This window comes from Flavivirga spongiicola, assembly GCF_030540825.1.
GTDB classification, from domain to species: Bacteria; Bacteroidota; Bacteroidia; order Flavobacteriales; family Flavobacteriaceae; genus Flavivirga; species Flavivirga spongiicola.
The window spans coordinates 530,346-554,149 of the sequence record NZ_JAUOEO010000001.1 but is presented as its reverse complement, the minus strand read 5'-3'; the positions used below and the strand labels follow the sequence as shown (position 1 = coordinate 554,149).

The following is a 23,804-nucleotide window of genomic DNA, read 5'->3' as shown; positions in this document are numbered from 1 at the left end:
GTAGATTCTTAAATAATACTGATCAATTACTAGCGTCTTGAGCGTCTGGGCTTAAAAGAACTAGAACTACCAGAATCTGAACGTCTTGGTTTTGAAGCTCCTTCAGAACGACGTCTTTCGCTTCTGTTTCCAGAGCTAGATCTTCTGTCATCACGTCTTCCACCACCTTTTCTATCGTCACGCCTTCTGCCTCGGTTTCTGTCGTTACGTCTGCCACCACCGCGGTTTTCAGATACTTCAACATTTACAAAGCGTCCGTTATGTTTAAAGTCTGTAAAGAAAGCTAATACTTTCTCTTTTAATTCGTTTTCAGTATTAAAAAATGAGAAGCTATCTTTTACTTCAACTTTAAAAACATCATCTCTTCCAAGTTGTAACTGTTCTTTTAAGAAATCTTTAAGTTTCATCCAGTCAAAACCATCTTTGCTACCAACATTAATAAAGTAACGCGAAGAATCAGACTTGCCTCCAAAATCACGCCCGCCATCACGATCGCGACCACCATCATCAGAAACATTTAAGTTTTTAGATTTTTGATAATAGTTGTAGAAACGGGTAAATTCAACTGAAAAGAATTTTTTAATCAATTCATCTTTATCTGTATCCTCAAACAAGGCGTTAATATTCGATAAATGCTTATCAATTTCATGGTTAATCTCTGTGTTATGTATTTTATTTGCAAGAGACATCAATTGTACTTCGCAAATTTCTGATCCATCAGGAATATCTTTTTTCTCAAATTGACGTTTAATAATGCGTTCAATACTTTTTATTTTACGCACTTCGCTTTTCGAAACAATCACCATAGAAACCCCTGTTTTTCCAGCACGTCCAGTTCGTCCAGAACGGTGGGTGTAGGTTTCAATTTCGTCAGGTAATTGATAATTTATAACATGGGTAATATCGTCTACATCAATACCACGAGCAGCAACATCTGTAGCTACCAGTGTTTGTATTTGTTTATTCCTAAACGATTTCATCACCAAATCACGTTGATTCTGACTTAAATCACCATGCAGTGCACCAGCGCTATAACCATCTTCAATAAGGTTTTCAGCTACTTTCTGTGTATCTCGTTTGGTTCTACAAAATACGACCGAGAAAATATCAGGGTTTGCATCCGATAAACGTCTTAAAGCTTGGTAACGATCTCTGGCATTTACTAAATAGTATTCATGTGATACATTACTTGTGCTTTCATTTTTATTTCCAACAGTAATTTCCTGGGGATTACTCATAAAGTTTTTAGCAATGGCAGCCACCTCTCTTGGCATTGTTGCAGAAAACAACCAGGTATTTTTATCTTCAGGAGTATGAGAAAGTATGTCCGTAATATCTTCTTTAAAACCCATATTCAGCATCTCATCGGCTTCATCTAAAACTGAATATTGAATTTTAGAAATATCAACCATACGTCTGCTTATCATATCCTTCATACGCCCCGGAGTCGCTACAATAATTTGTGCACCTCTTTTAACTTCTCTGGCTTGATCTGTAATACTAGACCCACCATAAATAGCAACTACGTTAAGCCCTTTACAGTACTTGCCGTATTGTTTCATTTCGTTGGTAATCTGCAAACAAAGCTCTCTTGTAGGCGATAAAATTAAGCCCTGTGTTGTTCTGCTATCTACATCAATTTTTTCAAGCATTGGAAAACCAAAAGCGGCAGTTTTACCAGTTCCTGTTTGGGCCAATGCCACTAAATCTGTTTCAGATTCTAATAAAATAGGGATTGCTTTTTCTTGTACCTCACTTGGTTTAATAAAACCTAAATCTGTAATAGCGTGTAATAGGTCGTCATTAAGACCTAATTCTTGGAATGTGCTCATTCTGTATCATGTATGCGATTATGTTATGCAGTGTTACATAAAGAAGCGAATCGACATACTTAACCTTAAACTTCTAATAACACACCCTCTCTCTGAGGAATTTAACTCATTTTCTGAGTTTCAAGCGGCAAATATACGTTAATATTTGTTATTCCCTTGAAAGAGGGAATCTTTTTAAATTTTAACTTCATTCCTGCGCAGGCAAGAATCTTATTTACTTGAAGTTTTTAAGTCTTTTTGTGGGTATTTTAACATGCTTTCTTAAAAGACTTTTTATAATTAAATCGTCTATACATAAAAGAGGTCTAAAAAGTGATATATTTTGTCATCCAGAGTGCTTCGACTTTAGTTCATGCTGAGCGCAGCCGAAGTACTCAAGGCAGGCTAAAATCGAGACTTATTAAAATTTGAAGTTGTTTAAGAATCTCTCGTTAAGCTTCGCTAGGTATCTTCAATATAAAATATATTTTATATTTCAATAATGCTCGAGGAGACATACACCTAAATAATCATATGGTTATCAGTAACAATCGTGATTACTTATGTTGAACTCACGTTAAAATAAGAATTAAAAATAAAACTAAATACATTCTCTTTCATAGTTTGTAGCTTCTATATCATTTACCGGTGTTTCACCTTCAGTGAATGCGGTGTCTGATATTATTGTTAATCTATAAGTGCCACCAAATCCAGCACTTAAACCCCAATCTCTGGCAATGGCTAGATTGTAAGTTCCAGTTTCAGAGATATAAATATTAACAATAGCCACACTCTCATCCTGGGTAGTACATCCATAATAAGTAAGTTTGCCTTGGGTAAGTAAGTTTGGACCACCAAACTCTCCAAAGTTAGCAGATAGATCTAATGAAACAACAGATTTACCCGTAACATTTTCGATGCTTATAGATATTCTGCTGCCTTTTTTAAATTTGAATTGATAAATATCTTCACAGGTTTCAGACAAATTACAGTTCCATTCTTCTGTTGTTTCGAACAATGTTACGCCTTCATCTATATGAGTATCATCATCTTTAGAGCAATTGGCAAAAAGTACTGCTAATAGCAGTATTATGGATTTTTTAATTTGAGTTTTCATGACTGAATCAATAAATGTTTTACATACTTATATCAACCACGTCATGTGAATGTTACCCTTTTTGGTAAAAAAATAATATGTATTTTGAAAATTTACTTATAAAGCCATGTGTGCAGTACCAAGGAAATATGTTACATTATGGATATGTCATTGTTTTTAAGCTTTTAAATTTTTGATCCGCTCTAACAAGGTAGGATGTGAGTAATGCATAAATACATAAGCACGATGAGGTGTTAAATTACTCAAACTATTTTTAGAAAGTTTTTTAAGCGATGTAATTAAAGGCTCTCCTTTATAGGTGTTTTTTGCATAGTCATCTGCTTGGTATTCAAACTTTCTGGAAAATACATTCATAATTAAACCTGTAATTTCAGAAATAGGGGAGTATAATAACCCAAAAGCAATGAGTCCAATATGAAAACTAGGAATGTCTACACCCAAAGCATGCGATAACAATGGATTTGAAATGAAAAGCGACAAAATAAAAAGTGTTAACCCTGTTAATAGAATAGAAGTAAACAAATTAAAAATAATATGTTTCTTTTTATAGTGACCAACTTCGTGTGCAAGTACAGCAACGATTTCTTCCTCGTCTAAATCATTAATTAAAGTATCGTAGAGTGTCACACGTTTTTCACTACCAAACCCAGAGAAATATGCATTGGCTTTTGTACTACGTTTAGAGCCATCTATCACGAATATTTTATCAAGTTTAAAACCAACAGTTTGTGCATATTCAGAAATTTTATCTCTTAAACTTCCAGCTTCCAAAGGGGTTTGTTTATTAAATAAAGGCACAATAAGTTTTGAGTAAAACATATTCATGAACAAAGTAAATACAGCAACCAAGCCCCAGGCATACAGCCAAAAATGATTCCCCGTAACTTGATAAAACCAAATAATAAGTGCTAAAATGCCACCACCAACAATCGCCATCATCAACCAGCCTTTTATTTTATCTAGAATAAATGTTTTGACGGTTGTTTTATTAAACCCAAATTTTTCTTCAATGACGAAGGTGCTGTAATAGGAGAAAGGTGTAGATAGAATATCACTACCAATCATAATAATTCCAAAGAAAATAAGCGCAACAATAGTTGGATGGTCACTATAACCTCTCGCTATATTATCTACAAACTCAAAACCATCAAAAAGTAAAAAACCTAAGGTTAAAAGAATGGAGAATGTTGAAGTCAAGATTCCAAATTTGTAATTAGTCGTTTTATAATTTTGTGATTTTTTATATTCAGTATCATCGTAGACATCCTGTAAATCTTCAGGAAGGGCATCGTTATAATGTTTCGCATTTAAAGCATCTAAGATTTTATCGACTAGAAAGTTGATAATTAATATTGCGATGATGATGTAAAATAAAGTTGTTGATGTCATATTATCTTTTTGTTGTCATTCTGAGGAGCAAAGCTAGCCTGCACTGTGTGATCTGTTTATTGGTAACTTCTTTTAAAAGATTACTTCATGCCATTGTATTCTGCTCCTAATGACGTTTTATAAAAACCCCCGTTGTCTTTTGGCCTCAAAAATAAGAATTCCAGCGGCAACAGACACATTCATAGAATCAATTTCACCTTGCATGGGGATAATAATATTTTGAGTCGAACTTTCTAGCCATTCATTACTCAGTCCAGTTGCTTCAGTGCCAACAACAATAGCTGTCGATTTGTTAAAATCTTGCGTATGGTAATTTACAGATGCTTGTAAAGCGGCGCAGTAAATATTAATATTATTTTCTTTTAAGAAGCCAATAATTTCAGAAATACTACCTGTAGCAATTTGATTTGTAAATACGCAACCCACACTAGAACGAATAATATTGGGGTTATAAAAATCTGTTTTTGGGTTTGCAATAATAACGGCATCTATATTAGCAGCATCGGCAGTTCTTAAAATAGCGCCAATATTACCGGGTTTTTCCGGAGCCTCTGCAACTAAAACTAAAGGGTTTTTCGTATTGAATTTTAAATCAGTTATGTTATGATTTTTACTTTTAGCAACAGCTAGAATACCTTCAGTTGTATCACGATAAGCTAACTTTTGATATACCTCTTTGGAAATTTCTATAATGTTTACATGTTCAGTAGATAAATCGTTTAGTTTTTCTTTAGAAAATAATTCTGGATGAAATAAGATGATTTCAATCTCATAATTACCTTTTTGGGCAAGCGAAATTTCACGTGCGCCTTCAATCAAAAAAAGCCCTGTTTTCCTCCGTTCTCGCGACTTATCCTTTAATTGAGTAAGTTGTCGAATAATTGGGTTTTGCGTACTGGATATTAACTTTGTAGACAATATATTAACTAGTTTTGTTTAGGCAAATTTACTACAAATATGAAACATCTTTTACTTTTATTTTTTACTCTTATCTTTTCGTTTAAATTTTATGCTCAGTGCGAATCCCCTATTTTATTTGATACAGAAATAATTAAATGTGATGATGATATAGCTGATGGTATTACGAGTTTTTCAAAAAATGATATTTCCTATTATTCACCTGACTCTATGCATAGAACATTATCTGATGCGAATCAGGGGATAAATGCTTTGCCGCCTAATTTTTTAAACTTAGACCCATATTATGACAGAGTTTATGCTCGGTTAGAACATAGTGATTGCTATGAAACAGCTACTGTTTATCTCGAAGTTAAGCAATTTCCTGTTTTTGAAGATGAAGTTTATGAAATATGTGAGTCGGATTATGATGGTATCGCTACTTTTTATTTAGAATCGATACGTCATAAAATTCAACAAGAAGCAGGTGATTATGTTTCCTTTTTCAACACTATGGAAGATGCTGTAAATAATTCTAATACTCTGCCTTTGGTGTATAAAAATACATCTAATCCTCAAACTATCTATATGAGATCAGGATTTAAGTGTTATACCATAAAGGAATTAGAACTTAGAATAAATAATAGCGAGCCTCCTCTAATTAATAATTTGCCAACACAAATTTATTGTCCTACTGAAATAGGTATTTACGATTTAACAGCTTATGAACCACAACTGGTAAACGACATGAGTAATCTTACTTTCTCATATTATAATAGTTTTGTGGACATGCTTGCCGAGATTAATGCAATTGAAAACCCATCAATTATGGAATTTACTTATGAGATGAAGGAAATTTTTGTAAGAGTAAATGATAATCAATCAGGTTGCTATAGCTACACAAGTGTGTTTTTTAATTTCACAGGGCCATGTGAAGTTAATTGCGGAGAGACTTTTAACTTAAATTTTTGTCAAACTAGAGGTGATGTTAGTTATACGTTTTTTAATAATGAAGGCTCGCCATTGACATTAGAGATTAACGAAGGTACAATTGATACTTTTGGTTTCGATTCAGGCTACATTGTAGTTAGAGATTCAGATGGTACGGAACTTTATAATGGAGATGGTACGCATACCACAACTAATCGTCTAAATAGTTTGGCTGGACTTGTATTTCAATCAACGGGAAATTCAATTACTTTCGAGTTTTATTCAGCTTTAAATACATGTAATCAAAATCCAGATATCTATCGATCTATCGATATTGATATTAATTGCTCTAGTGATGTTGGGCTTCTTAAACTATCGTCATTTTTAGATGGTAATAGGAATGGAAACATAGATGCAAATGAACCATATTATCCAAAAGGTGTTTTTAGCTATGAAAAGAATGGTGATGGAATAATTACTGAAATTGTGTCTTCAACTGGTCAGGCAACTGTGGTAGTTGATAGTGAAACAGATATATATGAAGTTAGTTATGAAGTGTTCGAAGAAGTGGAAAATTGTTTTAACAATTCCCAAAGCGTTTTAAGTAACATAAGTGTTTCACCGAGTAATACTTATAAAATTGATTTTCCTGTATTAGAAGTAGAAAATTGTGAGGATCTTGGTATATATCTTATAAATACATCTGCTCCTCCACGCCCCGGTTTTACTTGCCAAAATTATTTGGTTTTAGAAAATTTAGGTTCTTCTATCATTTCTTCGGGTGAAATAGAATTTATTGTAGATTCGTTAATTATGTTTAATTATGCAAATAGTAATAACCCGAATTATCTAGTTACAAATAATGCTAATGGATTTACTTTAGATTTTGTGAATTTAAGGCCTGGAGGTATTGAGGACATTCAAATTTCGTTAACAATCCCATCAGATATTGAGCTTGGAAAAGAGGTTGCCAATAGTGCAGCCTATATTACCGTTGTTAATGATAATTATTCCGAAAATAACACATCTACATTAGTACAAACCGTTATAGGCTCCTACGACCCAAACGACATTGTAGAATCTCATGGTCCAGAAATACTTTATGATGATTTTAAAAGTGATGAATATTTATATTACACCGTAAGATTTCAAAACGTTGGAACCGCAGATGCTATAAACGTATCAATAGATAATACTTTAGATGCTCGACTAGATAAGTCAACCATTCAAATGGTCTCGTCAAGTCACACTAATGTATTTACAAGAACTAATAATCAATTAAACTGGAAGTTTGATAATATCCATCTACCAAGCGAGGATATGGATGAACCTAACAGTCATGGCTATGTGTATTATAAAATAAAACCATTAGGAGGTTATAAGGTTGGAGATATCATTCCAAATACAGCTGAAATTTACTTTGATTTTAATCCAGCTGTTATAACTAATACATTCAATACAGAATTTATTGCTACACTTAATAATAAAAAGTTTAATGCATCATCTAATGTATCAATTTCACCCAACCCAGCAACAGCCATTGTTGATTTAAAGTTTGATAAAAATATTAGTGATAAAATAAACTTGAACGTTTATAATATTCAAGGAAAATTGATATTAAACACAAAGCGGGTTTTACAAAAAAACACAACACAAATAAATGTATCCTCCTTAAAGAGTGGTATGTATTTTTTGAATGTAAATGATGGTATAAATGATGTGACGCAAAAATTGATTATTGAATAAAATATAGATTCAGTCTTATTCTATCAAAGCTTCAGATTTAATCTGAAGCTTTTTTTGTAATGTAGTATCTTACCAACCGACCAAAAGAATCAATCAATTCAAAATATAAAAATGAAGAATATCCTTTTTTTAGCAATCATCATTTTATTTGTTTCCTGTAAAAACAATACTAAAGAAACTGTAAACTATTCTGAAAAAAACTTAGATGTTACCACAAGTGTCTATCCGGAAAACATATCAAAAATATTTAAAGCACATGGAGGCTTAGATACCTGGAACAGTATGCAATCTTTAACGTTTACGATGGCAAAACCAAACGGAGATGAAGTGACTACAACCGATTTAAAAAGTAGAAGGTCACTTATTGAAATGCCAAAACATACTATTGGTTTTAATGGTAAAGATGTTTGGTTGCATTCTAAAGATACAACTGCCTATAAAGGCAATGCCAAGTTTTATTATAATTTGATGTTCTATTTTTACGCGATGCCTTTTGTATTGGCTGATGATGGCATTATTTATAAAGATGTGGAACCTTTGGTATTTGAAGGTAAATCATATCCTGGTATTAAGATTTCTTATGAAAGTGGGGTAGGAGAGTCTCCAGAAGACGAATATGTTTTATACTATGATTCTGAGACCAATCAAATGGCCTGGTTAAGTTATACAGTGACTTATTTTTCAAAAGAAAAGAGTAAAGAATTTAAATTTATAAAGTATAGCAATTGGCAAACGGTAGAAGAGTTATTATTACCAAAAACCTTAACATGGTACAACTATGAAAACAATGTACCTACAAAAAAGCGTAGTGATGTGAATTTTACAAACATTAAGCTTTCAAAAGAGAAACCTAACAATATTTTATTTGAAAGCCCTGAAGGCGCCAAAATAATAGAATAACATACATGTCTGTATTGTAAAATAAAAAGGTTCTCTGGTTTTTATAGAGAACCTTTTATCATTATTGATTCTTATATTTATCAGAATATCGTTTCCAGAGTTTAGTTTGGTGAGTTTCTAAACTTATTTCTCGGCCATCTATAAAGGCATGAGTTAGTTTATTGGTTCGCATATCTAAAGCATCCCCTTCACTAATAAACAGTGTAGCACTTTTACCTTTTTCTATACTTCCATATAGATCATCAATGCCTAAAATTTTTGCCGGATTTAAAGTAATAAGTTGTAAAGCTTGTTCTTTTGTTAAACCGTGAGCAACTGTAGTACCAGCATAGAAAGGAAGGTTTCTGGTGTTCATACGTTCCATTTGCCCGCTAGTTTCCAGAGCTACTAAAACACCGTTATCTACCAATAGTTTAGCTGCTTTATATGGTAAATCGTAGTCGTCGTCAACATGACTTGGTGTAGAGTGTACTCTTTTTAAAACTACAGGAATATTATTTTTCTTAAGCACACCGGTTGCTTTATGAGCTTGACGACCGCCAACTATTACCATGTTTTTAATAGCATTCTGATTGGTAAAATTTACAGCATCTGTGATACCTTTTTCGTCATTAACATGCACATATAATTTTTTGGAGCCATCAAAAAGACCCTTAGTTGCTTCAAATGGTAAATGTATTTTTGTTTTATTACCATTATTGTAAGCTTTACATTCATTAAAATAATCTTTTAATTGGCTTATCTGTTTGTTATAATTTTTATTAGGTTGCAATCCGGGATCTTCACCTAACCACTGGCGACCTCTGGAAAAACTACTAGGCCAGTTTAAGTGCAGACCTTCATCTGTTTTTATAACAGCATCTTCCCAGTTCCACGCATCAAATTGTACTACAGATGAAGTCCCGGAAAGACGTCCACCTCTTGGAGTTATTTGACCTAACAAGACACCATTTGGCCGCATGGACTCAATAACTTTTGATTCAGCATTGTAGGCAATTAAACTTCTTATATGCGGATTTAGCGATCCAATTTCGGCATCATCATCCGAAGCTTTTACGGCATCAATTTCTACCAATCCTAAAGTTGAATTGGGCACTATAAAACCTGGATAAATATGCTTTCCTTTAGCATCAATGGTTTCAAAATCTTTCATATCTATTATAGATTCCTCAGCATCACCAATTAAATCTATTTTTCCATTTTTAATAACTATAATGCTATTGTTAATTATAGTTCCATTACCAATATGAGCAGTAGCACCAATAATAGCGATATCATTTGTTTGTTTAGGAGCTGGTGTTTGTTGTGCAATAACAATAGAAGCACACAACATTATAATTAGTAAACACGCTGTTTTTAAATTTTTCATCTGGATTATTTTTTTCGCCACGAATACACGAATATTTATTTTTAAATTATATGGAATTAAGACCCTCAACTGAACACTGCTCACTTAACACTGCTTACTGAACACTAATGACGTTCATTATCAATGGAATCACAGTGTAGATATTCTTTCTCTTTCTTTTTTATTGGCTGCGTTTTTAAACCTTTGTTTTTGGCTTGCATCATCATATTAATAAGCTCACTTTTTTCTTCTTTTATTCTAGCACGTATTTTTTTATCGGCTTCTAAATCGAAATAAGTAACACCTTCAATAATTGTTTTTTCTGCTTTAGCATAAATCGAAAGTGGGTGATCGGTCCATAAAACAACATCGGCATCTTTACCAACCTTAATGCTACCAACTCTATTATCAATATGCAATAATTTTGCAGGATTAAGAGTTACGAATTTTAAAGCATCTTCTTCACTAACGTCACCATATTTAACTGACTTAGCAGCTTCTTGGTTTAGTCTACGGGACATTTCGCCATCGTCACTATTAATGGCCACAGTAACCCCTTCATTATGCATGATAGAAGCATTGTAAGGAATAGCATCGTTAACTTCATATTTATAGGCCCACCAATCACTGAATGTAGAACCACCCACGCCATGCATTTTCATTTTATCGGCAACCTTATAGCCTTCAAGGATATGGGTAAATGTATTGATGTTAAAGTTGAAATTTTCAGCAACTTTCATAAGCATATTAATCTCACTTTGAACATAAGAGTGACAAGAAATGAAACGCTCTTTACTTAAAATTTCTGCTAAAGTTTCTAATTCAATGTCTTTACGATATGGTTTTCCACTTTTCTTAAGGGCATCATATTCTTTTGCCCGAGTAAAATAATCGATATAAACTTGTTCTACACCCATTCGTGTTTGTGGAAAACGAACCCCATTGTTAGAACGCGATTGTTTAACGTTTTCACCTAGGGCAAACTTTATAAATTTTGGACTGTTATTGTAAATAAGGTTGTTTGCCGATTCTCCCCATTTTAATTTAATAATAGCAGAACGCCCACCAATAGGATTTGCTGATCCATGTAAAATTTGAATGGATGTTACACCACCGGCCAAATTCCTGTAAATACTAATATCCGTTTCGTCAATAACGTCCTCTATAGTTACCTCGGCAGAGGAGTTTTGCCCACTTTCATTTATTGAAGCTGCCGCAATATGTGAATGTTCATCAATGATACCCGCAGTTAAGTGTTTACCTTTTGCATCAATTAGCTTAGCATTTTTACTTGAAAGGTTTTGCCCGATTTTAGAAATTTTTCCATTTTTTATTAATACGTCGGTGTTTTCTAAAACCCCTTCTTTTTCGTTAGTCCAAACTGTGGCGTTCTTAAATAAAAGCGTTTCAGCTTTTGGTAATTCAGCAAAACCATAACCATTATTTGGAAAGGTTATTGGGAACATTTTTGCTACTTTTTTATCTTCTTCTTTCTTCTTTTTCTCCTCCTTATCACTCTCTTTTTTAGAATATTTTGCTGAAAATGGAAGCGCTCTCCCGTCAGGCGTAATAGCTTTACCTTTAAGGTCTTTATTAGGGTTTACATGTGCAGTAATTCTAATAAATTCTTGTTTTGTTGAGTCTTTCGTTTTTAACGATATATTTACCCAATCTTTGTTATACGATATTTTAGACCCGTAAGTATCTGTATTCGTTTTAATTTCTGATTTTAATTTTGATAATTCACCTTTTAAAGACATTTGAAAGGAGTTTCCAGCTAAAGAAAAACGGTAATCACCTCTAATATCTATAGTGTTCATATCCTTAATAATATTTTGCTGACCTTGAACCCAGTTTTCAAAGAGTGTTGTTTTCTTATTAAAAATATCTCCGGAAGTAATTAAAAAATTAGCATAAGCGCCATTTTTAAGAGAGCCAATAACATCAGATTTTCCTAAAAGTTGAGCTGGAATAGTTGTTAGGGCTTCTAACGCTTTTTCTTTAGATAAACCATGCTTGATAGCACTTAACAAATTAGCTTTAAAATCTGCCGGAGATTTTAAGCTATGCGTTGTCAATGTAAACGGGATGCCATGTTCTGCTAGTACTTTTGGATTTGTAGGTTTTTGGTTCCATGCTTTCATATCTTGTAATGAAAGCGAGGATGCCAAAAAGGTGTTTTCAACATTGTAAGGCTTAGGGAAATTAATTGGAATAATTAGTGATGCATTTGTAGCCTTTATGTCATTTATGCGTTCATATTCATCACCTCCTCCAAGAATGACATACTGAATACCATTTTCATCACCTATTTTATCAGCTCTTAAAACATTTGCTCTACTGCCAGCTTCTATAATCTGAACAAGGTCTTTGTTGTTGTTTAATGCTTCAAGCGATAAGTCTTTTGTTTTGCTATGGCCTTGTGCATACCAATCTGCGTCTAAGTACATTTGACGAAGTAAAGCTAAAGCTCCCATTGGAGAAGTTGGGTAAACTTGTCTAGAGGTCACACTTTTTCTTCCTGATAGATATTGACCAGATTTTTCGGCAATAACCCTAGTTTCGTTACCACTATGATTATTTAAAGCAACCAAAGTTCCACTCCCTCTAACAATACCATCATGAATATGTGTATTTACAACACCAAAACCTGCTTTAATAAGTTCGTTGGCTTTTTTAGAATCATAATTAAACTTGCTTATAGTTTTGTTTTCAGGCATAATATGGTCATTCCAATAATATCCTGTTCTACTAGCTTCGTATTGCGGCGTTTGACTTCTTGGCGCCGGTTGAGGCTTTTTAACTCCAAAATCTGAATATATGTCAATAAAAGAAGGATATATACTTTTTCCTGAAACATCAATAATATTTGTGTTTTTAGGAATTACAACTGAAGTTCCTGTACTTAGAACTTTACCGTCTTTTATTAATAAGGTTCCATTTTCAATAACTTGCGTAGGAGTAATAAAAATTTTGGCATTAGTTAAGGCTGTATAATTTGTATTGTTTGTACTTACACCGCTATTTTTTGGAAAATAATCTTGAGCAAAAAAAGATATGCTACACAAAAAAGCGAGTATAGCCAGATACATTTTATTCATATAGAGTAGTTAATTAAAAAATTAAAGCTTTAAAGATATGAATATTGAAGACAGATGCGATTTATTAAGATTTATTTAACACACTCAAAGGGGATTAGCCTTAAAATAGTTAACTAATAAAGCAACCACATAACTATAGCTTTCCATACCTTTATTTTGTTTGTTGACTTTTAAAAAGTTACCGTAGAATAATTTGAATAAAGGTTCGGCAAGGTTTTCATGTGATTCCCAAAATTGTCGAACCTCTCTATAGTTTTTTAAAATGCCTATGTTAACATCTGCAACCATGTCTTCATAGATGCACTCGTCTCGTCTATAAATTTCATTCAGACAAAAGCGCAAGCCAAAGGTATACCCCGTGTATCTAAAGTAGATATCGTCATGATTTATAGCAGCCATGCACCCTATAAAGTTAGCTTCATTTTCAGCGGCATAACCTAATTGATGAGCAATTTCATGAGAAGCTGTTGTAGGGACTTTATAAGCAGGGATTAATCCATCAACCTGAGCTTCGTTGGTAAATGGATTCAAATAGCCACTAAAACCCATATAAGTTAACGGATAACTATATAATGACTTTTTTATACTTTTTGGGTGATATTCTAAATGAGGGAATACTTGTTTTAGATTTTCATAACCTATAGGAGTCATCTTTAGTATCTCACTTTTGCTATAAGGTAAATCAGTTTTAATGGTATCATTTTTAGTGACTTTTAAATGAAGGGCATTCGATTTTTTAATCAATTTCTCAGTCACAGAAATTAATTGTTCCGTAGTATAGTCATTAGCGATATCTAAACTCTTGTGTAATGGTAACCGATAATAGTTAAATCCCCAAAACAGGTGAAATACAAAGTACATAATCGCAAATGCAGAAAATATATCAATAAACCATTGCTTCGTGTTTTTTCTAAGTGCTTTTCTGTTTTTATAAAACCATCGAACCACATAAATAATAGAAAGCGTATAAACCAAATCTCCAAACGAAAATGGTATCCAACCTAAGATATATCTAAAGATTCTCGAGATAAACGGGTAAATACCATGGCTATAAAATTGCTCTACAAATTCAGGATAATTAGATAGCCATGTAATTAATAAATATTGAGGAATTAGCGACAATGACAATAAGGTCTTTTTCTTTTTCAACATGTATCAAAAGTAATAAAAATTAGCATCTAAATAGTTGTTGTTTGTTTATACAAGGAGTATTCTTGCTTTACAAAATACCTTTTTAAAATGTTATAATGTAGAGAGAGTAGACTTGCGTTAAGCGGAGTCGAAATGTGGCTATCTATGAATTATTTACCAAAAACAAAATTCATTGCTAATCTATTTTAAAAGAGATGCTATTTCATTTGGGGCAATAGCCAATGTCAAAGCAATTTTGCTACCTTTGCACAACTTTATAAACAATACTATGAGTACAGAAATAAGAGAACTTCAACCACAACAACTTTGGAATAGATTTGCAGATTTAAATGCAGTACCAAGAGGGTCAAAAAAAGAAGAGCGCGTTATTACATTTATAAAAGATTTTGGTAAAAATCTAGGCTTAGAAACCATTGAAGATGAAGTTGGAAACGTTATCATTAAAAAGCCAGCAACACCAGGAATGGAAAATAGAACTACCATAGTCATGCAATCGCATTTAGATATGGTTCACCAGAAAAATAATGATACTAATTTTGATTTTGATACTCAAGGAATTGATATGTACGTAGATGGTGATTGGGTACGAGCAAAAGGGACCACTTTAGGAGCAGATAATGGTTTAGGAGTTGCTACTATCATGGCTATTTTAGAAAGTACAGAGATTGAACATCCGACTATTGAAGCTTTATTTACTATTGATGAAGAAACTGGTATGACAGGAGCAATGGGCTTAAAAGGAGGATTGCTTTCTGGTGGTATTCTTTTGAATCTGGATACGGAAGAAGATGACGAAATTGGTGTAGGGTGCGCAGGAGGTGTCGATGTCACAGCAACAAGAACTTATAACGAAGAAGAAACGCCAGAATTTAAAATAGGGTATAAGGTTACTGTAAAAGGTTTACAAGGCGGACATTCAGGAATGCAAATTCACGAAGGTTTAGGGAATGCTAATAAACTTATGAACCGTGTGTTGTTCGATGGTTTTGAAAACTTCGGATTACGGATTTCTGAGATTGATGGAGGTAGCTTACGTAATGCTATTCCTCGAGAAAGTAATGCCATCGTTGCTATTGATGCTGTACATGAAGATGCTTTTTTATTAGAAATAGCTTTGATTTCTAATACTATTAAGAAGGAATTTAAAACGATGGAACCAGACTTAGAAATTATAATATCTAAGTCGGAAACACCAAAAAAGATTATGGATTTAGGAGTTCAGGAAGGATTGACCAGAGCTTTATATGCCGCTTACAATGGTGTTTACAGAATGAGTGCTGATATTCCAGAGTTAGTTGAAACGTCAAACAATATTGCCAAAGTTCTGGTTAAAGATGGGAATATTCATATTGGTTGTTTAACACGCTCATCTGTTGAAAGCTCTAAAATGGATCTGGCAAATACATTGCGTGCAACATTTGAGCTGACTGGTTGTGAAGTTGAGCTCTCTGGAGATTATCCAGGGTGGACACCAAATATGGATTCGGCTATTTTAAAAGTAATGGCCAAATTGTATGAAGATTTAAATGGAGAAAAACCACATGTAGCAGCATGTCATGCTGGATTAGAATGTGGTATTTTGGGAACAAATTATCCAGATATGGATATGATTAGTTTCGGACCCAATATAAAAGGCGCACACTCACCGGATGAACGTGCTCAAATCTCTTCAGTTCAGAAATATTGGAAATTTGTATTAGAGATTTTGAAGGATATTCCGAACAAATAATATTGATGAATTACATTTCTTCACTCGAAAACTCTTTTTTGTTGTTACTAATAAAAATATGATTTTATATCAAATTAAAAATGATAAATTTCGAACTCTGTATTTCTGTATTTTAGTTTAACTCCACTGTGTAAATACGTTTTACTTTTACATTTTTTACATTCATAACTCCATTACTTTTTATCTAATAAAGCTAAAATATTTATACCTTTATTTTTCTTGAATCTAGCAAACAATTAGTGATTATCAGTCTTTACAGTACCATAATATTTAACCGGTTTATGTGAGATAATTAAAAATAGTTGTAAACAAACCATTAATTAATTAATGAAATTTACTAACTTTGATAAGTTTTTTTTATAAACAACTCCTAAATTAAGTATTAATTTTGTTCTTAAATGAATATGGCAACAAGCATAAACGACGAAGAATTTATTAGTTTATTAAATGAAGGTAATGTTGCTGCTTTTGAAATTTTATTCAAGTTATATCGCTCAAAACTATTATACATAGCATCTCAATATGTTTCAAACAGAGAAGACGCTGAGGAAATAATCCAAAACGTATTTCTTAAAGTGTGGTCAAAAAAAAATATTCAATCGAATATTAATGGTTACTTATATAAGGTCACACGAAATGCTTGTTTAGATTACTTAAGGTCTAAAAAACAGTTATTGAATATTGAAAACAATTTATCTCAATTAGAGGCTTCCATAAATTATACGGCATTTTCTGATGATGCAACCTCTTTGATAATTGAAAAAGAATTATTTGAAGCTGTGCTAAAGTCCATAGAGTTACTTCCTCCTAAATGTAAGGATGTATTTGTGAAAAGTCGTATCGAGGGGCTAAATCATAAGGAAATTTCTGAAAAAATGGATATTTCTAAAAAAACGATCGAAACACATATTACTAAAGCTCTTAAGCACCTGCGCGTATCCCTTCGCGAATTCCTTCCTTTCCTATAAATTTTAATAAAGTCACTTTTAACTAAGGGGTACCCTTAATTAAATACGTCATATATATAACTGGTCAATTATAATGAATAAAAAGCAACTATTAAAATACATTAAGAACGATTTGAATTCTGTCGAAAAAAGAAAAACGATAGAGTGGGTAAGAAAAAGCCCTGAAAATCAAAAAGTGTACAATGTTTTAAAGGCTGAATATATTGCTTCTACTTTTAAAGATGTTCCTAATGTTAATAGTGATTTCTTTTTTCAAAGGTTTAAAAATAGCATAAAAAAGAGAAAATTAGATAAATTTTCTTACATTGCTGTTTCGATAGCTATCATAACCATATTAATATTTAATTTCAAAGAAGTGATCAGTTTGAATAATATAATTCCCCAAGAATCTACTCAAATTAGTCAAGCTGCTCCAAACGGTCATTTTAGTTTTATTACAAATAGAGGGGATAAAAAAGAAGTATATCTTCCAGATGGGTCTAAAATAGTATTAAACGCAGATAGTGAATTAACTTACCCAAAGGAGTTTAATGATAGTATTAGAGAAGTAACTCTTATTGGAGAAGCTTTTTTCGATATTAAAAGAGATGAAAACAAACCTTTTATTGTAAATACAAATAGTATTAAAATTCGAGTTTTAGGGACATCGTTTAATGTGAAGTCTTATGCTAAAGATACAAAAGTTGAAACCACCTTGGTAACAGGAAAAGTAGAATTAATAAAAGATGAAGAAACACCTATTGTATTAGCGCCTTCTCAAAAGGCTGTATTTCATAAAAAAGAAAATAAGTTAGAAATTGAAGAGGTAAAATCGTTAGATGTAGTTGCGTGGAAGGATGGAACATTAATATTTAATAAAACACCATTGCGTGAAGTTGCCATTGATTTAGAAAGAAAATATAATATAGAAATTAATATTAACTCACTAAAACTATTAAACTATGAGTATACAGGTACATTTGACAATTTAAGCATCTATGAAGTACTTAAACTATTGACCATATCTTCCCCAATTAAGTACACTATAGAAGGCAAAGAAATATTTTTGGAACCATAATTTATAATAAGAAGTAGCTGTAACTATTCTCTTTTCGAAAAATTATAACTCCGAAAATAATTAATAACTATTTAAACTATACCAAACCATGAGAAAAAACGACTTTTAAATTTTTCAAAAAAAGCAATTTAAATATCTATAAAGTACTTAGGTTATTATAATATTATAATGCTTCTTCCCCAATTAAGTACACTATAGAAGGCAAAAAATAATTCTGGAGCCATAATAAATATAAGAGGTAGCTGTAACTTATTCTCTTTTCGAAAAATTATAACTCCGAAAATAATTAATATTAATAACTATTTAAACTATACCAAACTATGAAAAAAAACAACTCTTAATTTTTCTCAAAAAAAACAATTTAAGGTATTAAAGAGTTACTAAAGCCATTATTTCTTTTCTCTTTGGCTTTTTAAAACTCTATTAATAAACAAACTCTGGAATAATAAACAAGAAAAGAGAATGCTGTAACATCCTCTTTTCGATTAAAATCATTACTTCGGAAAGTAATAACTATTTAAACTATGCAAAATTATGAAAAAAAACGACACTAAATTTTTGTCAAAAAAAATTCTTTTACGAATTATGAAAATTTATACCCTTTTACTTTTTGTCACCATGGCTAAACTCTTTGCGATTGATGCTAATGGGCAAAATGTTACTATTAATGTCAATAATAAAGAACTTAGAACTGTTTTTAATAAAATAGAGAAGAAAACCAAATTTAATTTCTTCTATAATAATAGTTTGGTTGATGTCACTAAAAAGGTTTCTTTAAGTGCCGATAATCAAGATTTAAACGAGGTTCTTACTAGTTTGTTTAAGAGAACGAATATAGATTATAGGTTTCTAAAAAATCAAATCATATTATTTCCTAAGAATGACAAATCTGTTGTTAAAGTCATTGAAGACTTAATTAATAATGAGAATTTAGATAAGGAAATAGAAACCATTATTAAAGATGTTCTTCAAAATGAAATAAAAGGAACAGTAGTAGATGAAAAAGGCATTCCTCTAGCTGGTGTGAATATTATTATTCAAGGAACTTCAACAGGGGTACAGTCAAATTTTGATGGTGAGTATCGTATTCAAGCCAATAATGGTGCCGTTTTAAAGTTTTCTTATATAGGTTTTAAAACACAAACAATCACTGTTGGTGATTCGAATACTATTAATGTAACCATGGAAGAAGATGCCAGTCAATTAGACGAAGTTGTAGTAACGGCTCTAGGTATTAAAAGGCAAAAGAAATCGTTAACCTATGCGACTCAAAATGTAGATGTTGATGGTATTGATGAGGCTAGACCAAATCAAAACTTGGTAAATAGTTTATCAGGTAAGATTGCAGGTGTCTCTATTCAACGTTCTGGAAACGGAGTAAGTGGGTCTTCAAAGGTCGTACTTAGGGGTAATAGATCCATTGCGGGAAGTAGCCAAGCTTTATATATTGTAGATGGTGTGCCTTTGGGAGGAGATATATCAGATCTTAGTCCTGATGACGTTCAATCTATTAATGTGTTAAAAGGAGCGAATGCAGCAGCACTTTATGGAGCAAGAGCAAATAATGGTGCCATAATTATAACAACAAAATCTGGTAGTGAAGATAGACTAAGTGTAGATTTTAGTTCTACAATAACTACAGAAACTGGAAATATTTTATTTGACTACCAAAACCAATATGGTCAAGGTAGTGGAGGTACTTATAACCCTGCTTCTTTAGGATCATGGGGATCTAGTTTAGATGGAAGTTCTGTTGCTAATTGGTCACCTGATCCTAATAATTCTGCGAACATACCTTATGCTGCTCAGTCTAATAATGTAGATGATTTTCATGAAACAGGAGTAAGTTTTGCAAATAATATTTCGGTACGCTCAGGAAGTGCAAAAAATCAAACATTTTTTGGTTATACCAATGAAAATAAAAAAGGTATTGTTCCAGGGAATGAGCTGCAAAGACACAATGTAAGTTTGAAGATTGATAATAAATTAATTGATGATAAATTAAAATTAAGTGCTAAGGTTAACTATATAAGAACGAAAATAGATAATCAATTAGATACAGGAGAGAGTTTTGCAAATCCATGGAGACATGCCTATAGGTTACCAAGAAATATTAGAACATCAGATGTTAGTGTATTTCAATATGTAGATGCTCAAGGTGATGTTAGACAAAATTATTGGGACCCAGGGAATAATGGTGGTGCAAATCCATATTGGACCATTAATAAAAACCTTAATGAAATTGTTACTAACCGTGTTATAGGGTACGGGTCTTTGACATATAACATTACAGACGATTTAAGTATTTTAGCACGTACAGCGGTAGATCAAAACAATACATTTAGAGAGGATAAAGATCATAATGATTCTTATATTATTGCTGATAATGGAGAATTTTTAACGTATAGTTTCAGTCAGTTAGAGTGGAATACAGATTTTTTATTAAGTTATAATAAAAAATTAAGTGATGATTTTTCTTTTAATGCAAACCTAGGTGGAAACCATAGGATAGCGAATGCTAAGTTTGTTAGAACAACCAACGGAGGTTTAAATGCTGCAAATATCTTTGCTATTAGTAATGCTCAAAATTTAACAGCTGAACATGAATTGTCGCGTAGAGAAGTGAATTCTTTATATGCATTTAGCCAACTCGCATTTAAAGATGCTGTTTTCTTAGATTTAACCTATAGAAGCGATTGGAGTTCTACATTACCAGAAGCAAACAGAAGGTTTGATTATTACTCAGTAGGTCTAAGTGCTGTGCTTTCTGATTTATTAGAACTACCAGAAGCGTTTTCTTATTTAAAACTAAGAACGTCTTATGCAGAGGTAGGTAATGATACAGATCCGTTTGGTTTAAGTAGAACAGCCAATTTAATACCTGGTGGTTTTATACAATTATCAAACTCACTACCTAATCCAAATTTAAAACCAGAACGAACTAAATCTTTTGAAGTTGGTTTTGACGCACGTTTTTTAGATAGCCGTTTAGGTATAGACTTTACCTATTATAAAACGAATAGTATTGATCAGCTATTTGGTCAGCAAGTCTCACAGGCGTCAGGGGTTTCTACCCGATTTATAAATGGGGCTGATATACAAAACTCGGGGGTTGAATTAATTTTAACAGGAAACCCAATTAGAACACCAGATTTTAACTGGAATATAACAGTTAACTTCTCTAAGAACGATAGTGAGATATTAGCATTGGCAGACGGATTAGAAACACTAAGTTTTGGAGGTGATTTTTTTAGAAGATTTGAATTGAATGTAGGAGAAGAGTGGGGTAATGTGTATTCTAGAGGGTTTGCCAGAGATGCACAAGGCAGAGTATTAGTTGCAGCCGATGGTACACCAGAAGTCACATCAGGTCAAGATGTGTTAGTTGCTAATTTCAATCCAGATTGGTTAGGTGGTATTTACAATAGCTTTACTTATAAAAACTTTAACTTAAGTTTCCTTATAGATATTCGTCAAGGTGGTGAAATAGGTTCTTTTACTAATGCTGTATTGTCTTCAGATGGAGCACTAGCTAAAACATTAGTAGGTAGAGATGGTAGTTTGGTTTTTGGTAGTAATATTTTTTCTGGTTTAGAAGTAGTTAAAGCAGATGGAACGCCTAATGATATACAGGTGAATGCTGAACAATTTTGGGCTAAAATAGGGGGGAGAAATTCACCAGTTGGTGAGGCTTTTTCAGAAGATGCCTCCAACATTAGAATGCGAGAAATTACTTTAGGTTATAGTTTCCCACAAAGTTTGTTAGATAAGACACCATTTAAAAAAGCTAAAATTTCTTTAGTAGGGAGAAACCTTTTCTTTATATCTAATAATGCTTCTGTGGATCCAGAGGTTATTACTTCACCTAATAGCGCTAACCTAGCTTCAAACACTAGTACAAACACAAACGAAGAGGTAAGAGCAGATGGATTTGAATCTTTTGCGCCACCTTCAACAAGGAGTATTGGTTTGAACTTAAAAATTGGATTCTAAAAAATAACTTAAAAGATAAAAACATGAAAAGAATATTAATAAAAATTAGTTTTGGTATATTTATGTCAATACTGTTTATTGGCTGTGACAAAGATTTTAATGAACTGAATACAAATCCACTTTCTTTAAATATAGATGCCTTAGAGAATAGTCAAATATTACAAGGACAAGCTTTTGCACAAGCACAATATGTTTCTGTAAATGGATTACACTGGCGTTTTCAGATATCTCAAAATTTATTTTCAGACATCTGGTGTCAATATTTTGCCACTACAGCTTCAGGATTTGATTCTGATAGATATGTGCAAGTAGGACGTTGGGCAGATTTAGCTTGGGGGTCATTTTATGGTGAAGCTGCACCACAAATTAAGTTGGTAGAAGATCTTTCTGCTGCGAATGGCAATGATGTAGGTAATGCGATGGCAAAAATAGTAAGAGTACATGCTTATCATAGAATTACCGATTATTGGGGGCCAATACCTTATTCTCAGTTTGGGAACTTGGAATTATCAGTGCCTTACGATTCTCAAGAAGACATATATAACGATTTCTTTACAACTTTAGATGACGCGGTTGCTAAACTAAAAGCAAACTCTGGAGGATCCTCTTATGCAGGTGGTGATCGTACTTATGGTGGTAATGCTGATAAATGGCTGAAATTTGCCAATAGTTTACGCTTACGATTAGCCTTAAGAATCAAATATGTAGACGCAGCTAAAGCAAAAACGGAAGCTGAAAAAGCGGTGACTGATGGTGTATTTATGACCAATGATGATAATGCTTTAGTATCTGTTGATGATACTAACAGAAACCCTTTAGAAACGATTACAGATTGGGGAGAGTTTAGAATGAGTGCTACAATGGAAAGTATTTTAAAAGGTTATGATGACCCTCGTATCAGTGAGTATTTTGCTCCTGCCGCAGATGGTGATTCGGATGGTGATTCTAATCCTTACGAAGGATTACTTAATGGTCAAGCCAAAGTGACTTTAGAAACAAGCCAAAATGCAGGACATTCAGATTTAGCTACACGATTTATTGATGTGGCTAAAGGAGGTGTTAATCCACCTATAGAATTAATGTCTGCCGCAGAAGTATATTTTCTAAGAGCAGAAGGTGCTCTTGAAGGTTGGGCTATGGGAGGCACGGCTATGGAGCTTTATGAAGAAGGGATAAGAACTTCTATGATGGAGAAAACGGGAGCTGATGCTGCAGCTATCAATGCCTACATTGCAAGTAATAATGTACCTGTTGCTTATGAAGCGGCTGCTACTCCTGTTGCCGATATTCCTATAGCTTATGATGCTGGAGGAACTATGGAAAGACAGTTAGAGCAAATCATTACACAAAAATGGTTAGCCCTATATCCAAATGGATGGGAAGCATGGGCAGAATTGAGGCGAACAGGTTATCCTAAACAATATGCAAGAGTAGAATCAGAAAACCCAGATGTGGCTGCAGATGAAATTATGAGGAGAATGATTTATACAACTAGTGAGTTTAATACAAATGGCGAAGCAGTAAATGCAGCTATTTCGACACTTTCTGGTGGCGACAAAAACAGCACAAAATTGTGGTGGGACAAAAAATAGTTAAGTTAGTTTTTTAAGTTTAATGCTAAAACGTCTCTAGAATATGTATATATTTTATAGGCGTTTTTTCTTTA

General features: G+C 32.8%; 14 protein-coding genes. 7 read left to right on the top strand and 7 right to left on the bottom strand.

Annotated features, from left to right (window positions below; all coding sequences use genetic code 11):
- Positions 1–29 precede the first annotated feature (29 nt).
- The 4 genes from Q4Q47_RS01980 to Q4Q47_RS01965 form a co-directional block, all read right to left on the bottom strand.
- The gene (locus Q4Q47_RS01980; RefSeq protein WP_303304977.1) at positions 30–1,832 is read right to left on the bottom strand and encodes a DEAD/DEAH box helicase; all 1,803 of its coding nucleotides are present in this window, start codon (positions 1,830–1,832) and stop codon (positions 30–32) included.
- Positions 1,833–2,412: 580 nt separating this feature from the next.
- Positions 2,413–2,928 (bottom strand): hypothetical protein, encoded by a 516-nt coding sequence (locus tag Q4Q47_RS01975; protein WP_303304976.1) that lies wholly within the window; start codon positions 2,926–2,928, stop codon positions 2,413–2,415.
- Positions 2,929–3,084: 156 nt separating this feature from the next.
- Positions 3,085–4,317 (bottom strand): M48 family metallopeptidase, encoded by a 1,233-nt coding sequence (locus Q4Q47_RS01970; protein ID WP_303304975.1) that lies wholly within the window; start codon positions 4,315–4,317, stop codon positions 3,085–3,087.
- Positions 4,318–4,434: 117 nt separating this feature from the next.
- Positions 4,435–5,235, bottom strand: coding sequence for a TrmH family RNA methyltransferase (locus tag Q4Q47_RS01965; protein WP_303304974.1), 801 nt, complete (start codon positions 5,233–5,235; stop codon positions 4,435–4,437).
- A 39-nt stretch (positions 5,236–5,274) separates the two neighbouring features.
- Here Q4Q47_RS01965 and Q4Q47_RS01960 point away from each other — a divergent pair, with 39 nt between their 5' ends.
- Complete coding sequence (locus tag Q4Q47_RS01960) at positions 5,275–7,890, top strand: T9SS type A sorting domain-containing protein (protein ID WP_303304973.1); 2,616 nt, start codon at positions 5,275–5,277, stop codon at positions 7,888–7,890.
- 111 nt (positions 7,891–8,001) lie between these two features.
- Positions 8,002–8,790 carry a DUF6503 family protein gene (locus tag Q4Q47_RS01955; protein ID WP_303304972.1) on the top strand — a complete coding sequence of 263 codons (789 nt, stop codon included), beginning with the start codon at positions 8,002–8,004 and terminating at the stop codon, positions 8,788–8,790.
- 61 nt (positions 8,791–8,851) lie between these two features.
- On the opposite strand, the gene Q4Q47_RS01950 is transcribed toward Q4Q47_RS01955, so the two are convergent.
- The 3 genes from Q4Q47_RS01950 to Q4Q47_RS01940 all read right to left on the bottom strand — a co-directional run bounded on the left by Q4Q47_RS01950 (position 8,852) and on the right by Q4Q47_RS01940 (position 14,391).
- Positions 8,852–10,159 (bottom strand): amidohydrolase family protein, encoded by a 1,308-nt coding sequence (locus tag Q4Q47_RS01950; RefSeq protein WP_303304971.1) that lies wholly within the window; start codon positions 10,157–10,159, stop codon positions 8,852–8,854.
- A 104-nt stretch (positions 10,160–10,263) separates the two neighbouring features.
- Entirely contained in the window at positions 10,264–13,239 is a 2,976-nt protein-coding gene (locus tag Q4Q47_RS01945) for an amidohydrolase family protein (protein WP_303304970.1), read from the bottom strand.
- 84 nt (positions 13,240–13,323) lie between these two features.
- Positions 13,324–14,391, bottom strand: a complete 1,068-nt coding sequence (locus Q4Q47_RS01940; RefSeq protein ID WP_303304969.1) for a DUF3810 domain-containing protein — start codon at positions 14,389–14,391, stop codon at positions 13,324–13,326.
- Positions 14,392–14,659: 268 nt separating this feature from the next.
- On the opposite strand from Q4Q47_RS01940, the gene Q4Q47_RS01935 reads away from it, so the two are divergent.
- The 5 genes from Q4Q47_RS01935 to Q4Q47_RS01915 all read left to right on the top strand — a co-directional run bounded on the left by Q4Q47_RS01935 (position 14,660) and on the right by Q4Q47_RS01915 (position 23,730).
- The gene (locus Q4Q47_RS01935; protein ID WP_303304968.1) at positions 14,660–16,120 is read left to right on the top strand and encodes an aminoacyl-histidine dipeptidase; all 1,461 of its coding nucleotides are present in this window, start codon (positions 14,660–14,662) and stop codon (positions 16,118–16,120) included.
- 404 nt (positions 16,121–16,524) lie between these two features.
- Entirely contained in the window at positions 16,525–17,088 is a 564-nt protein-coding gene (locus Q4Q47_RS01930) for an RNA polymerase sigma-70 factor (RefSeq protein WP_303304967.1), read from the top strand.
- A gap of 73 nt (positions 17,089–17,161) precedes the next feature.
- Positions 17,162–18,145 (top strand): FecR family protein, encoded by a 984-nt coding sequence (locus Q4Q47_RS01925; RefSeq protein ID WP_303304966.1) that lies wholly within the window; start codon positions 17,162–17,164, stop codon positions 18,143–18,145.
- 585 nt (positions 18,146–18,730) lie between these two features.
- Positions 18,731–22,138, top strand: a complete 3,408-nt coding sequence (locus Q4Q47_RS01920) for a SusC/RagA family TonB-linked outer membrane protein (protein WP_303304965.1) — start codon at positions 18,731–18,733, stop codon at positions 22,136–22,138.
- A 23-nt stretch (positions 22,139–22,161) separates the two neighbouring features.
- Positions 22,162–23,730: a SusD/RagB family nutrient-binding outer membrane lipoprotein gene (locus Q4Q47_RS01915; RefSeq protein WP_303304964.1), complete on the top strand. Its 1,569-nt coding sequence runs from the start codon at positions 22,162–22,164 to the stop codon at positions 23,728–23,730.
- Positions 23,731–23,804 lie beyond the last annotated feature (74 nt).